Here is a 13,323-nt window from a genome sequence, read left to right on the forward strand (position 1 = left end):
ATAACCTGAAGGTCACAGGTTCAAATCCTGTCCCCGCAACCAAACATCAAAACGGCCCGCTTCACGCGGGCCGTTTTGCGTTTGGAGCCTGCTGGCCGCCGTCTCCGGCACGGAGGTGATCATGCGGTCGAGTTCAGGCCGCGCCGGCCCTACCTTAGGCTTTCCAACTCGCGGATGCGTTTGGCGCCGTCGGCCTCGAGCTGCCGGGTGACGGCGCCGATCAGTGTTTCGGCAACGACGAAAAGGGCCGCCGAAGAATCCCAGGCCGAGGGCACGGCGGTACGCCCGGCGATGACATGGCGGGCGAAGCGAGCGATCGGCGACAGCCACTGGTCGGTGAACAGCACGAGCTGCACGCCGCGCTGATGCGCCGTCTCAGCAAAGCGGACCAGGCTGTCCTGGTAGCGCCTGATGTCGAAGATCACCAGCACGTCGCGCTTGCCCATGTCGATCAGCCGGTCGCGCCAGACGCTTTCCTGTCCGGCGAGGTGAAAGACGTTGGGCTGGATAATGGCGAGGTGGGCGGCCATGTAGCGCGCCAGCGGATCGGTGAAGCGGCCACCGATCAGGAAGGTTTTGCCGCGCCGGTCGGCAAGCTTTGCGGCGATGTCGGCAAGCTGCTTGTCGGACAAGTGCCTGAACGTCTCGCGCATGTTGTCGAGCGTTGCCTCCAGCATCGGCGACACCGCGCTGCCGTTCGGCGATGGCGGGTTGAACGTGCGCGACGCCGGCGACTGCAGTTGCGCCGCCAGTTCGTCCTGCAGCGTCGACTGGAATTCCGGGTAGTTCTGGAAGCCGAGCCGGGCGACGAAACGCAGGATCGTCGGCGAGGAGACGCCGGCGGCAGTTGAGAACTCGGCGACCGTCTTCAGGCCGGTCAGCGGGTAGTTGGCGATCAGCGTCTGCGCTGCGCGGCGCTCGCCCGCCGGCATCGTGCCGATGCGGTCCGAGATCAGTTCGGCAATGCTCGAAATCATCTTTTCCTCACCCGTGGCTGCTTTGCTGAAATCGCATTTGACAAAGCCGGATAAACTGTATGAAATCATCCATAGGGACGCAATGAGACAAAATACGTAATATACGATACAGCGCTCCCCGGGGACTGAAAACAATGGAGACAGCACGGCCCGCCAGCCTTGCATCGCCTGAAACCGTGAGGGTGACCAACCCTGGCGGATCGAGCCCATTCGTGCTGACCTGCGACCACGCCTCCAACTTCCTGCCGCCGGAATTCGGAACGCTCGGTCTTGCTGCCGGGGAGCTTTCCCGCCACATCGCCTGGGACCCCGGCGCGCTGCCGGTCGCCCGCCGCATGGCCGACGCGCTCGACGCGACGCTGGTCGAGACCGGCATTTCGCGCCTTGTCATCGACTGCAACCGCCCGCTCGACGCGCCGGACCTGGTGCCGCCACTCAGCGAGACCACGGCCATTCCAGGTAATGCCGGCCTGTCGGAAAAGCAGCGCGCCGCGCGCATCGCCCTGTCCTGGCAACCCTTCCACGACGCGGTCGCGAGTATCATGGACAAAAGGCTGGCGCGCGGGCTCGAGACGCGGCTGGTTTCAATCCATTCCTTCAACCCGGTCTACAAGGGTATGAGCCGGCCCTGGCACATCGGCATCATCCATGACGAGGATCGGCGGCTGGCCGCGCCGCTTGTCGCCGCGCTGCAGCGGCTCGCCGGCGTTACGGTCGGCGTCAACGAACCCTATTCACCGGCCGACCGCGTTTATTTCACGCTGGAACGGCACGCGCGCCCGCGGGGGCTGCCCTGCGCGATGATCGAAATCCGCAACGACGAGATCTCCGGCGCAGCCGGGCAGCGGAAATGGGCGGATCTGCTCACGGGCATTTTTCTAGATCTGGAGCCCGAGGAGGCCAGGGGCTCCCGAGCAAGCGCAGTGGGAAAGTCAGTACAATCGGCCAACTAAGAACCAGAAGGGGACAAAAATGTCAGCGCAAGACTATTCGGACGTCGACAAGAAGGAGGATCTGAAGGTCCTCCACGGAATGGGCTATGCCCAGGAGCTGTCGCGAAGCATGAGCCGCTTCTCGAATTTCGCCATCTCGTTTTCGATCATCTGCATCCTGTCGGGCGGCATCAACTCCTTCGCGCAAGCCACGTCGTCGATCGGCGGCGCGGGCGCCGGCATCGGCTGGATCGTCGGGTGCATGGTTTCGGGATTCTTCGCGCTCGCCATGGCCCAGATCGCCTCTGCGTTTCCGACCGCAGGCGGCCTCTATCATTGGGCGTCCATTCTAGGGAACCGCTTCACCGGCTGGCTCACCGCCTGGCTCAACCTGCTTGGCCTGATCACCGTGCTCGGCGCGATCAACATCGGCACCGCCTTCTTCTTCGTCGGCACTTTCGGCGGAGCCTTCGGAATGACTGGTACGCCTGGCGAGATCGTCGGGTTTGTCGCCTTCATCACCGTGTTGCAGGCGCTGCTCAACCATTTCGGCATCAAGTTGACGGCTATGCTGACGGACGCCTCCGGCTTCCTGATCCTGGCAACGACAGCCGTGCTGATCGTCGCTTGCCTGATGTTTGCTCCAGCGATCGACATCACACGGTTGTGGACGTTCACGAACTATTCGGGTGATGCAGGCGGCGGCGTTTTCCCGCAGTCCGATTCCATGGGGTATCTCTTCCTGCTCTGCCTGCTACTGCCGGTTTACACTATCACTGGTTATGACGCGTCGGCGCATACTTCGGAAGAAACGTTGAAGGCAGCGCACTCGGTTCCGCGGGCGATCGTTTCGTCGGTGCTCTGGTCCTCGCTGATCGGCTGGGTGATGCTGTGCGCGATCGTGTTGGCGATCCCGGATCTGGCGGCAGGCGCCAAGCAGGGCTGGGGCGTGTTCTTCGCGACGATGGACGCGATCTTGCCGTCGTGGCTGAAGACGCTGCTCTATCTGGCCATCCTGATCGCGCAGTTCCTCTGCGGTCTCGCAACAGTCACCTCTGCCTCGCGCATGCTTTTCGCCTTCTCGCGTGACGGTGGCATGCCGGTCGGCTCGGCCTCGCTCGCCAAGGTCAGTCCGGTGTGGCGCACGCCGGTCAACGCCATCTGGACGGCTGCGGTCCTCGAGATCATCTATGTCTTTCTTGCCCAGTTCATTTCGATCGGCGGCACCAACATTTACACCATCGTCGTCAATTCGACGCTGGTGTTCCTGTTCCTTTCCTTCACAATTCCGATCGTGCTCGGCATGATGGCTTTCGGAACCGAGAAATGGCCGAATCCCGGCCCTTGGAATCTCGGCGCTGGTCTGTTCAAGCTGTTTTGCATCCTGTCGGTAGTTGGCATGGTGATCATCTTCTACATCGCCATCCAGCCGCCGAACGACAAGGTGCTCTACATCACCCTGGGCTTCATCGTGCTGACCGCCGTGCTTTGGTTCGGTTTCGAGAACCGCCGCTTCAAAGGTCCGCCCGTCGGCGACCAGATTGCGAAGCGACAGGCGGCGATCAAGGCTGCCGAGGTAGCCGTCGGCGAAGCCGGCGCCTGACACCTCCTCCATCACCATGGCCGGCGTCTAGCCGGCCATGGCTTTCCACATCTTCAAGGCGACAAGCCCGATTCAAGGGCCAGGCCCGAAACGACAAGCGCTGGAGTGCCAAAGGAATGGCCGGAAATTTCTCGTTCGATCAGTTGAAGAAGGCGGTCTCCAGCGGTGAGGTCGACACGGTGCTGGCCTGTATTGTCGACATGCAGGGCAGGCTGGCGGGAAAGCGGTTCCTGGCACAGTATTTCGTCGATTCCGCCCATGACGAGACGCATGGCTGCAACTATCTCTTGGCCGCCGACATCGATATGGAGCCGGTGCCTGGCTACAAAGCGGCGAGCTGGTCGAAGGGCTATGGCGACTTCGTCATGAAGCCGGACCTGTCGACGCTGCGGCGCATTCCATGGCTGGAAAAGACGGCGCTGGTGATCTGCGACGTGCTCGACCATCACACCCATGACGACCTGCCGCATTCGCCGCGTGCCATCTTGAAAAAGCAGGTCAAACGGTTGAGCGAACGCGGCTATATCGGCTATTTCGCCTCCGAGCTCGAATTCTATCTGTTCAGCGAGACCTACGATTCCGCCCGCAAGAAGCACTGGCAAGGCCTCGACACAGCCTCGCCCTATATCGGCGATTACCAGATCGGTATCACCACCAAGGAAGAAGGCGTCATGCGCCGGCTGCGCAACGAGATGCAAGCAGCCGGCATTCCGATCGAGAATTCTAAGGGTGAGTGGGGCCCCGGCCAGGAAGAAATCAACGTACGCTATGCCGAGGCGCTCGACATGGCCGACCGCCACGTCATCCTGAAGAACGGCGCCAAGGAGATCGCCGAGTCCGAAGGCAAGGCGATTTCGTTCATGGCCAAGTACAATTATGGGCTGGCCGGCAATTCCAGCCACATCCACAATTCGCTGTGGAGCGCCGACGGCAAGACGCCGCTTTTCTACGACAGACAAGCCGAATGGACGCTGTCGACGCTCGGCAAGCAATGGGCGGCGGGCCAACTCAAATACGCCAAGGAATTCACTTGGTTCCTGGCGCCCTACGTCAACTCCTACAAGCGCTTCCAGGCCGGCACCTTCGCGCCGACCAAGATCATGTGGAGCGAGGACAACCGCACCGCCGGTTTCCGCCTGTGTGGCGAGGGCACCAAGGGCATCCGCATGGAATGCCGCATCGGCGGCGCCGATCTGAACCCCTATCTCGCCTTCGCCGCGCTGATCGCGGCCGGCCTTGCCGGCATCGACGAAAAGCTTGAACTGCAGAAGCCCTTCGTCGGCGACGCCTATCAAGCCTCGCAGCTGCCGGAAATTCCAAAGACCCTGCGTGATGCCACCGAGACGCTGGCGAAATCGGAGATGCTGAAACACGCGTTCGGCGACGGCGTGCTCGAGCATTACGTCCATACGGCGCGCTGGGAGCAGTTCGAATACGACCGCCGCATTACCGATTGGGAACTGCATAGAGGATTCGAGCGGTATTGACGGTGTTGTGATTCATGTTAGTGTTGCGATAAATACATCACAACACACGGAGCTGATGTTGCCCCAGGGTAGAGCTAAAATCGACAAGGCGTGGTTTCAGGACCAAATGAAAGAGCGTGGCTTGTCGCTGCGCCGCACAGCAAGCCGTATAGGTATAGACCCAGGCGCGCTGTCTCGGACACTGAATGGCGAACGGCGCATGCGGATCGATGAAATCCATAAGATCGCGGAAATTTTCGGTACTTCGGCAAGCGGGGTCCTGCTTCATCTCGGCTCACCGAACGACGGAAGCACCGAAAATACTCGGGCCCGGCGTCGTCGGGGCTTCATGGAGGAGCAGGTGGATTTCAAGGGTGCAACGGCAATGAATGACGACAACAAAGACCACATCGTGCCGCCGAGGGGTGCTGATCCGTTGTTTGGATGCATGGCCGGGACGCTCACCCTTCTTCCCGATGTCGATTACACCGCACCTGCAGATCCGGATTGGGGCAAGGTGTATGACGACTGATGGAGTGCTGCTCGACACTTGCTTCATGCTGTGGCTCTCAACGGAGCAGCCGGTCACGAGGACGGCGGTCGAGAAGGTGACCAGCGCGCGAAAAAATGGCGGCGTGATCGCGGTTTCCGTCATGTCGGCCTGGGAGATCGGAATGCTTGTCGCCAAAGGCCGGCTTCCGTTCATCAAGTCGCCGCTCGCATGGTTTGAACGGTTCGTGCAAGCCGGGGCAACGAGCGTTGAGGGCATCGACAGCGAGCTTTTGGTCGAGTCTTCGTTCCTGCCTGGTGTCGTTCACAACGATCCGACAGACCGGATTATCATAGCTACGGCGCGTTCGAAGAACCTCGAGATTATCACCCGCGATCGGGCGATCCTTGCCTATGGCGCGGCTGGCTTCGTCAAAACAGTCCCTTGTTGATTGGAAACCTCCTTGGAAACTATCAAACTCAAATCTCCCGTCGATGGTTCGATCTATGCCGAACGGCCAATCGCGACGGACCAGGCGATCAACGCTGCGGTCGAGCGTGCCAAGGCGGCGCAGGAGAAATGGGCTGAGACGCCGACCGTCGAGCGCGGCAAATACATGCTGGCCATGCTGGAAGCGCTGGTGGCCATGACCGACGAGATTGTGCCGGAGATCGCCTGGCAGATGGGCCGTCCGGTGCGCTATGGCGGCGAGTTCGGCGGCGTCAGGGAACGCACCAGCTACATGGTCGAGATCGCGGAAGCGGCACTGAAGCCGGTGATGGCCTCAAATCCTAAGGACGGGTTTCGCCGCTATGTGAAGAAGGTGCCGCTCGGCGTGGTCATGGTGATCGCGCCGTGGAACTATCCCTATCTCACCGCCGTCAATACGATCGTGCCGGCGCTGATGGCCGGCAGCGCCGTCATCCTCAAACATGCGGCGCAGACGCTGCTGGTCGGCGAACGCTTTCAACAGGCGTTCGACAAAGCAGGCCTGCCCAAGGGCCTGTTCCAGAACCTCGTCATGAACCACGCGCAGACCGAAAAACTGCTCGGCTCGGGCAAGATCGACCATGTCAATTTCACCGGCTCTGTCGCTGGCGGCCGCGCCATCGAGAAGGCCGCGGCTGGCACCTTCATGACGCTCGGCCTCGAACTCGGCGGCAAGGACCCGGCCTATGTCCTGGCCGACGCCAAAGTGGATCATGCCGTCGCCAACCTGGTCGACGGCGCCTTCTACAATTCCGGCCAATGCTGCTGCGGCATCGAGCGCGTCTATGTCCACGAGAAGGTCTATGACGAGTTCGTCGAAGGCTTCATCGCCGAAACCAAGAACTACGTCGTCGGGAACCCGCTCGACCAGGCGACGACGATGGGGCCGATGGCCCAGGCGCGCTTCGCCGACCTGATCCGCGAGCAGAAGGCCGAGGCGCTGCGCAAGGGCGCCAAGGCCCACATCAACATCAAGGTGGCCAATGACGAGCAAGGCTCGCCTTACCTGGCGCCGGAAGTGCTGACCGAGGTCGACCATCAGATGAGCGTCATGCGGGAGGAAAGCTTTGGGCCGATCGTCGGCATCATGAAGGTGCGCAACGACGAGGAGGCGATCGCGCTGATGAACGACAGCCCCTACGGGCTGACGGCCTCGATCTGGACGCGCGACATCGACCATGCGGCGGCGATCGGCGACCGCGTCGAGACCGGCACCGTGTTCATGAACCGCTGCGACTATCTCGATCCGGCGCTGGTCTGGACCGGCGTCAAGGACACCGGCAAGGGCGCGGCCCTGTCGGCCATCGGCTACGACAATCTGACGAGGCCGAAATCATACCATCTGCGTGAAGCCATCTGATTTTTCGAAAGATAAAAATGACAAAATTGATTTCCAAATGGAACTACCCGACAACCGTGCGCTTCGGCGCGGGGCGCATCAAGGAATTGCCTGATGTGCTTGATGCGACCGGCATCAAGCGGCCGCTCTTCGTTACCGATCCAGGGCTGGCCAAACTTCCGGTCGTCGCTTCTACGTTGAAGATCCTCGACGACGCCAAGGTACCCTATGGCGTGTTTTCCGAGGTCAAGCCGAACCCCGTGGACTCCAACCTGACCGCCGGCATTGCCGTGTTCAAGAAGGGCAAGCATGACGGCGTCATCGCCTTCGGCGGCGGCTCGGCGCTCGACCTCGGCAAGCTGATCGCCTTCCAGGCCGGCCAAACGCGGCCGGTCTGGGATTTCGAAGATATCGGCAACTGGTGGACGCGCGCCAACTCCGATGCGATCGCGCCGATCATCGCCGTGCCGACCACGGCCGGCACCGGCTCGGAGGTCGGCCGCGCCGGCGTCATCACCAATGAAGCGACCCACACCAAGAAGGTCATCTTCCATCCGAAACTTTTGCCGGCGATCGTCATCGCCGATCCGGAACTGTCGGTCGGCATGCCGGGCTTCATCACCGCCGGCACCGGCATGGACGCGCTCGCCCACTGCCTCGAGGCTTATTGCGCGCCGGGCTATCATCCGATGGCCGACGGCATCGCGGTCGAAGGCGTGCGCCTCGTCTTCGAGAACCTGCCGAAGGCCTATGCCAACGGCAAGGATCTCGTCGCCCGCGCCCACATGATGAGTGCGGCCGCGATGGGCGCTGCCGCCTTCCAGAAGGGGCTGGGCGCTATCCACTCGCTGTCGCATCCGATCGGCGCGCTCTACGACACCCATCACGGCATGACCAATGCTGTGTTCATGCCCTATGTGCTGGCCTTCAACCGCGACGCCATCGAGGTGCGCGTCGCCCGGCTCGCGGCTTATTGCGGCATCAAGGGCGGCTTCGACGGCTTCGCCAAGGCTGTCATCAAGCTGCGCAAGGAACTGAAGGTGCCGCACGCGCTGCCGGGCCTGATCAAGGGGCTCGACATGGACAAGAAGCGCAAGGGCCTGATCGCCGACATGGCGGTGGTCGATCCGACCGCCGGCGGCAACCCGGTCAAGCTGACCAGGAAGGCGGCGCTGACGCTACTCGACAACGCCATTGCCGGCACCGCCTGAGACGGTTTTGCGCCGGGAATTTGATCTGGGAATTGAGGCAAAGAAAGGGGAAAAGATGAAAGGCAAGACCAAAATTCATTAGCCGGAAAAAGAATCGCGGAGCGATTGCTACAGTCCGTCAAAAAGAGTTTACTTTTCGTACTGCAGGGCATCGCTTTCACAAAGCTTTCATAGGGCTGTCACACGAAAACGATACCGCATCGCAGGCGTCCAACGGCGTCAGTTCAACGGAGAGAACACATGTTCAAATTCACGGGAAAAGTGCTTTCCCTTACGGCCGTCGCCCTGATGGCGACCTCTGCCATCTCGTCGGCGCAGTCCATGGATGAACTCGTCGCCGCCGCCAAGGCGGAAGGCCAGCTCACCACCATCGCGCTGCCGCACAGCTGGTGCGGCTATGGCGACGTCATCGCCGGCTTCAAGGCGAAGTATCCGGAAATCACCGTCAACGAGCTCAATCCCGATGCCGGCTCCGGCGACGAGATCGAGGCGATCAAGGCCAACAAGGACAATAAGGGCCCGCAGGCGCCTGATGTCATCGACGTCGGCCTGTCTTTTGGCCCGTCCGCCAAGGCAGACGGCCTGATCCAACCCTACAAGGTTTCGACCTGGGATACGATTCCTGACAGCGCCAAGGATGCCGACGGCTACTGGTACGGCGACTATTACGGCGTGCTCGCCTTCGGCGTGAACAAGGCCGTCGTGCAGAACTCACCACAGGACTGGGCCGACCTGCTGAAGCCGGAATATGCCAACTCGGTGGCGCTCGCCGGTGACCCGCGCACCTCGAACAACGCCGTCATTTCGGTTTACGCTTCGGGCCTCGCGGCTGGCGGTACCCCCGGCCAGGACGCCGCCGCCAAGGGTCTGCAGTTCTTCAAGCAGCTCAACGATGCCGGCAACTTCGTGCCGGTCGACGGTGAAGCGGCAGCTGTCGCCCAGGGCACGACACCGATCGTGATGAACTGGGACTACAACCTGCTTGCCATGCGCGACAAGATGGCCGGCAATCCGGAAATCGAAATCGTCGTGCCAAAGAGCGCGGTGGTCGCAGGCGTCTACGTCCAGGCGATCAGCGCCTATGCGCCGCATCCGAACGCCGCCAAGCTGTGGATGGAGTATCTCTACTCAGACGAAGGCCAGCTCGGCTGGCTGAAGGGCTACTGCCACCCGATCCGCTTCAATGATCTCGCCAAGAAGGGCGTGATCCCGAAGGAAATGCTGGACAAGCTGCCGGCCGCCGAGAGCTACGAAAAAGCGATATTCCCAACCTTGGAGGAGCAGAACGCCGCCAAGAAGGAAATCAGCACGAACTGGGATGCCATCGTTGGCGCCGTCGTGAAGTAATTCATAGGGCGCCGGCCGGTTCGCCGCCCGGCGCCCTATGCCGAACTTCGGGAATTCCATGGCAGACTCCACAATATCCCAGACAGCCAGCGTCAGCCCTGGCGCGCCGGAGATCAGCCGCCTTCGGCTGCCACTGCATTGGTTAGGCGTAACTCCGTTCTTCATTTTCGCGCTGCTCTTTCTGATCTTGCCCACCGTAGGGCTGATCGCGGGCGCGTTCAAAAATGCAGCCGGCGACTATACGCTCGACAACATCATAGCGTTGTCGCAACCAAAGCTCGCGGCCGCCTATTGGGTATCCATTCAGATCAGCTTCGTTTCCGCGGTCCTTGGCGCCTTGATCGGCCTGGCAATGGCGGTGGCAGTCGTTCGCGGCGGCTTGCCGTCGTGGTTACGCTCGGCGACCTTGACCTTCTCAGGCGTCGCCTCGAATTTCGCCGGCGTGCCGCTGGCATTCTCGTTCATCGCGACGCTAGGTCGGCTCGGAGTGGCGACGATCCTGTTGCGAGATGTTTTCGGCATTAACATCTATTCGCTCGGCTTCAGTATCTTTTCGTTCTGGGGCCTGATCCTCACCTACCTCTATTTCCAGATTCCATTGATGATCGTCATCATCACGCCGGCGGTCGATGGGCTGAAGAAGGAATGGGGCGAAGCTGCCGCCACGCTCGGCGCAACCAATTGGCAATATTGGCGCATGGTTGTCATCCCGGTGTTATGGCCGAGTTTTCTCGGCACGACGGTCCTCCTTTTTGCCAACGCGTTCGGAGCGGTCGCGACAGCCTATGCACTGACGGGGCCGTCACTCAACATCGTGCCCATCCAGCTGTTCGCGCAGATTCGCGGCGACGTGCTTTACAATCCGAATCTAGGCTACGCGCTTGCATTCGGCATGATCGTCATCACCGGCCTGGCCAATCTTTTCTACATCTTGTTCCAGCGGCGAGCCGAACGGTGGCTGAAATGAAGCAAGGCAGCCGTTTTGGGGCCTGGCTCGTTTTTGGCGTGGGAACCACCTATTTTGTCCTGCCGCTTTTGGCGACCTTTGAATTCTCGTTGCGTAAGCGGCGAGGGGAATACTCCTTTGACGCCTACCGCTCGGTCTTCGAAGATCCGAATTTCCAGGCGACATTTACCTATTCCGTCGTTGTGGCGATCTTCACCATCCTTTTGGGCGTGCTCCTCGTTGTTCCGACGGCCTACTGGATACGGCTGCGGCTACCGCATCTGCGGCCGGTGGTAGAGTTCATCACCCTGCTGCCGCTGGTTATTCCCGCCATCGTCATCGTCTTCGGCTACATCAGAATGTTCGGTTCGAATTCGGCGTTGCCTTTTCTGGCGACAGCGCGCGGCACCGATGCTCTGCTGGTCATCGGCTATACGACGTTGGCGCTGCCTTATATGTACCGGGCGGTCGATACCGGTCTCAGGACCATCGACGTCAGAACGCTCACCGAAGCCGCACAAATCCTCGGCGCCGGCTGGACCACCATCATCGCCCGCATCATCCTGCCGAACGTACTGATCGCCGTCTTATCCGGCGCGTTCCTGAGTTTTGCCATCGTCATCGGCGAGTTCACCATGGCGTCGCTGCTGAACCGCCCGGCCTTCGGCCCCTATCTGCAGAACATCGGCGCCAACAGTGCCTATGAGCCGTCGGCACTGGCGCTCATCTCGTTCGCCATCACCTGGGGCTGCATGTCGCTGATCCAGATCCTGTCGCGTTTTGCGCCACGATCGGCGAACCGGCCAAACTGATCGAAGATTACTGACCCGAAAGAAAAGCCATGGCCGAGCCATTCCTCTCCATCCAGCAGGTTCGAAAAGCCTTCGGCGCCACCACCGTCGTCCAGGACTTCAATCTCGACGTCGAGCCGGGCGAATTCGTCTCGTTCCTCGGGCCATCGGGCTGCGGCAAGACGACGGTGCTGCGCATGGTCGCCGGCTTCGAGGAGCCGAGCGCCGGCAAGATCGTCGTGGCCGGCAAGGACATCACCCGGCTCAAGCCCAACCAGCGCAATATCGGCATGGTGTTCCAGGCCTACGCGCTGTTTCCGAACCTGACCGTAGCGCAGAACATCGGCTTCGGGCTGAAGGTCGCGGGTATGCCAAAGGCCGATGCCGACAGGCGCGTTGCCGAGATGCTCGAGCTCATCAAGCTGCCGCAGATGGGCGACCGCTATCCCTATCAGCTCTCCGGCGGCCAGCAGCAGCGTATCGCGCTGGCGCGGGCGATTGCGCCGAAGCCGAAGCTCCTGCTGCTCGACGAGCCGCTGTCGGCGCTCGACGCCAAGGTGCGCGTGTCCCTGCGCGAGGAAATCCGCTCGATCCAGAAGAAGCTCGGCATCACCACCGTCTTCGTCACCCACGACCAGGAAGAAGCGCTGTCGATCTCCGACCGCATCGCCGTCATGTATGGCGGCAAGGCCGAGCAGGTGGGCACGCCGTTCGAGATCTACAACCGGCCGGCAACCAAGTTCGTCGCCAATTTCGTCGGCACGTTGAACGTGCTCGAAGGCACCGTCACCGACGCGGCATCGGGCAAGGTGCGCGTCAACGCGCAAGAGATCTCGCTGCAGGGAAAGCTTAACGGCTCCAAGTCTGGCGACACGCTGTCGCTGGCACTGCGGCCCGAGGCGATTTCGCTCGGCCGCCATCCCGGCCGCGACGCGAGCCTTTCGGGCGAGATCACCGAAGTGCATTTCCTCGGCTCGGTCATCCGGGTTCGCGTCGGCATCGGCGGCAGCACGGTGTCGCTCGACACGTTCAACAGCCCGGCCACCCCGCCGCCCGCCGTCGGCGAAAAGGCCGAGATTTCCTTCTCGTCGGGCGACATGCTGGTGCTGCATTAAAGCGGCAGACACGGGATTGGATCGCCGATCCGGCGGGGCAACGACCCCACATGAACGGCATTCCGAGATCGAAATCGACCTCAAGCAGGGTATTAGGGGTCATCATCAGCAATGCACTCGTCCCATTGGCATTTCTCAGAATTTGTTTGCCGTTTCCCCCTAACGTCCTGAGGACTTCCATTTGCTGTGGATGTTCCATCGGTAGTTATAGGACATTCCCGTTTTGAAAATATCCTCTTTGTGGATCGCCTGCTTCGCCCGGGGAATGATAGGCGAGATGATTTCGAAGGAATAATCGGTCAATTTCTTGAAAGAATCTCCATACTTAAGACAGTATTTCTTCATACTGTCTTCGCTGGTCAGATCGAAATATCCAAGATCAACCCATTTCCCTTCTATGATGGAGAGCAATCTCTCATTCGTCTGCTGCGCCCAGAGTCCCATCCCTGGGTCCGGTCTCGAAGTTCCCGAAAGTTTGATCTTTGCCGCCAACGACTCGTCGTATAGCGCGGAGGCCGTGGCCATGGGCGGAAACAGTATCAATGTGCACAATGCTATGAATAGTCTTGGCACCGGGGAGCTCCTTGCGCGGCTAAAACTGGCATAGAGATTTGAAT

At 60.9% G+C, this 13,323-nt stretch carries 13 protein-coding genes; 11 read left to right on the forward strand and 2 right to left on the reverse strand.

Translation table 11 applies throughout. The annotated features are described in order from the left end of the window. Positions 1–149 precede the first annotated feature (149 nt). Positions 150–977 (reverse strand): MurR/RpiR family transcriptional regulator, encoded by an 828-nt coding sequence (locus NKH36_RS28080; RefSeq protein ID WP_352965303.1) that lies wholly within the window; start codon positions 975–977, stop codon positions 150–152. A 134-nt stretch (positions 978–1,111) separates the two neighbouring features. On the opposite strand from NKH36_RS28080, the gene NKH36_RS28085 reads away from it, so the two are divergent. From NKH36_RS28085 to NKH36_RS28135, 11 genes are all read left to right on the forward strand, one after another. Continuing rightward, a complete protein-coding gene (locus tag NKH36_RS28085) occupies positions 1,112–1,930 on the forward strand; it encodes an N-formylglutamate amidohydrolase (RefSeq protein WP_352965304.1) in 819 nt (272 codons plus the stop codon). A gap of 19 nt (positions 1,931–1,949) precedes the next feature. Further along, positions 1,950–3,512, forward strand: coding sequence for an amino acid permease (locus tag NKH36_RS28090; RefSeq protein WP_352965306.1), 1,563 nt, complete (start codon positions 1,950–1,952; stop codon positions 3,510–3,512). A gap of 116 nt (positions 3,513–3,628) precedes the next feature. Further along, entirely contained in the window at positions 3,629–4,999 is a 1,371-nt protein-coding gene (locus NKH36_RS28095) for a glutamine synthetase family protein (RefSeq protein WP_352965308.1), read from the forward strand. Between the two features lie 106 nt (positions 5,000–5,105). Further along, positions 5,106–5,510, forward strand: a complete 405-nt coding sequence (locus NKH36_RS28100) for a helix-turn-helix domain-containing protein (protein ID WP_352965310.1) — start codon at positions 5,106–5,108, stop codon at positions 5,508–5,510. After that, positions 5,500–5,919, forward strand: coding sequence for a type II toxin-antitoxin system VapC family toxin (locus NKH36_RS28105; RefSeq protein WP_352965312.1), 420 nt, complete (start codon positions 5,500–5,502; stop codon positions 5,917–5,919). The genes NKH36_RS28100 and NKH36_RS28105 overlap by 11 nt, the downstream gene beginning before the upstream one ends. Positions 5,920–5,931: 12 nt before the next feature. Beyond that, a complete protein-coding gene (locus NKH36_RS28110) occupies positions 5,932–7,317 on the forward strand; it encodes an aldehyde dehydrogenase family protein (RefSeq protein ID WP_352965314.1) in 1,386 nt (461 codons plus the stop codon). A gap of 17 nt (positions 7,318–7,334) precedes the next feature. Beyond that, positions 7,335–8,507, forward strand: a complete 1,173-nt coding sequence (locus NKH36_RS28115) for an iron-containing alcohol dehydrogenase (protein WP_352965316.1) — start codon at positions 7,335–7,337, stop codon at positions 8,505–8,507. A 240-nt stretch (positions 8,508–8,747) separates the two neighbouring features. Further along, the gene (locus NKH36_RS28120; protein ID WP_352965318.1) at positions 8,748–9,854 is read left to right on the forward strand and encodes an ABC transporter substrate-binding protein; all 1,107 of its coding nucleotides are present in this window, start codon (positions 8,748–8,750) and stop codon (positions 9,852–9,854) included. A 58-nt stretch (positions 9,855–9,912) separates the two neighbouring features. After that, positions 9,913–10,821, forward strand: a complete 909-nt coding sequence (locus NKH36_RS28125) for an ABC transporter permease (RefSeq protein WP_352965320.1) — start codon at positions 9,913–9,915, stop codon at positions 10,819–10,821. After that, positions 10,818–11,612, forward strand: coding sequence for an ABC transporter permease (locus NKH36_RS28130; protein WP_352965322.1), 795 nt, complete (start codon positions 10,818–10,820; stop codon positions 11,610–11,612). The genes NKH36_RS28125 and NKH36_RS28130 overlap by 4 nt, the downstream gene beginning before the upstream one ends. Before the next feature lie 29 nt (positions 11,613–11,641). Further along, positions 11,642–12,706 carry an ABC transporter ATP-binding protein gene (locus NKH36_RS28135; RefSeq protein ID WP_352965324.1) on the forward strand — a complete coding sequence of 355 codons (1,065 nt, stop codon included), beginning with the start codon at positions 11,642–11,644 and terminating at the stop codon, positions 12,704–12,706. Between the two features lie 159 nt (positions 12,707–12,865). Here the strand turns inward: NKH36_RS28135 and NKH36_RS28140 are convergent, their stop codons facing one another. Further along, on the reverse strand, positions 12,866–13,198 hold the full coding sequence (locus NKH36_RS28140) for a hypothetical protein (protein WP_352965325.1): 333 nt from the start codon (positions 13,196–13,198) through the stop codon (positions 12,866–12,868). Positions 13,199–13,323: the final 125 nt, after the last annotated feature.

The sequence above is a fragment of the Mesorhizobium sp. M1312 genome, from assembly GCF_040318115.1.
Lineage (GTDB): Bacteria > Pseudomonadota > Alphaproteobacteria > Rhizobiales > Rhizobiaceae > Mesorhizobium.

Coding starts and splice junctions, on each gene's coding strand:
- NKH36_RS28080 (WP_352965303.1), bottom strand. CDS start 977: ATGATTTCGAGCATTGCCGAACTGATCTCGGACCGCATCGGCACGATG.
- NKH36_RS28085 (WP_352965304.1), top strand. CDS start 1,112: ATGGAGACAGCACGGCCCGCCAGCCTTGCATCGCCTGAAACCGTGAGG.
- NKH36_RS28090 (WP_352965306.1), top strand. CDS start 1,950: ATGTCAGCGCAAGACTATTCGGACGTCGACAAGAAGGAGGATCTGAAG.
- NKH36_RS28095 (WP_352965308.1), top strand. CDS start 3,629: ATGGCCGGAAATTTCTCGTTCGATCAGTTGAAGAAGGCGGTCTCCAGC.
- NKH36_RS28100 (WP_352965310.1), top strand. CDS start 5,106: ATGAAAGAGCGTGGCTTGTCGCTGCGCCGCACAGCAAGCCGTATAGGT.
- NKH36_RS28105 (WP_352965312.1), top strand. CDS start 5,500: ATGACGACTGATGGAGTGCTGCTCGACACTTGCTTCATGCTGTGGCTC.
- NKH36_RS28115 (WP_352965316.1), top strand. CDS start 7,335: ATGACAAAATTGATTTCCAAATGGAACTACCCGACAACCGTGCGCTTC.
- NKH36_RS28120 (WP_352965318.1), top strand. CDS start 8,748: ATGTTCAAATTCACGGGAAAAGTGCTTTCCCTTACGGCCGTCGCCCTG.
- NKH36_RS28125 (WP_352965320.1), top strand. CDS start 9,913: ATGGCAGACTCCACAATATCCCAGACAGCCAGCGTCAGCCCTGGCGCG.
- NKH36_RS28130 (WP_352965322.1), top strand. CDS start 10,818: ATGAAGCAAGGCAGCCGTTTTGGGGCCTGGCTCGTTTTTGGCGTGGGA.
- NKH36_RS28135 (WP_352965324.1), top strand. CDS start 11,642: ATGGCCGAGCCATTCCTCTCCATCCAGCAGGTTCGAAAAGCCTTCGGC.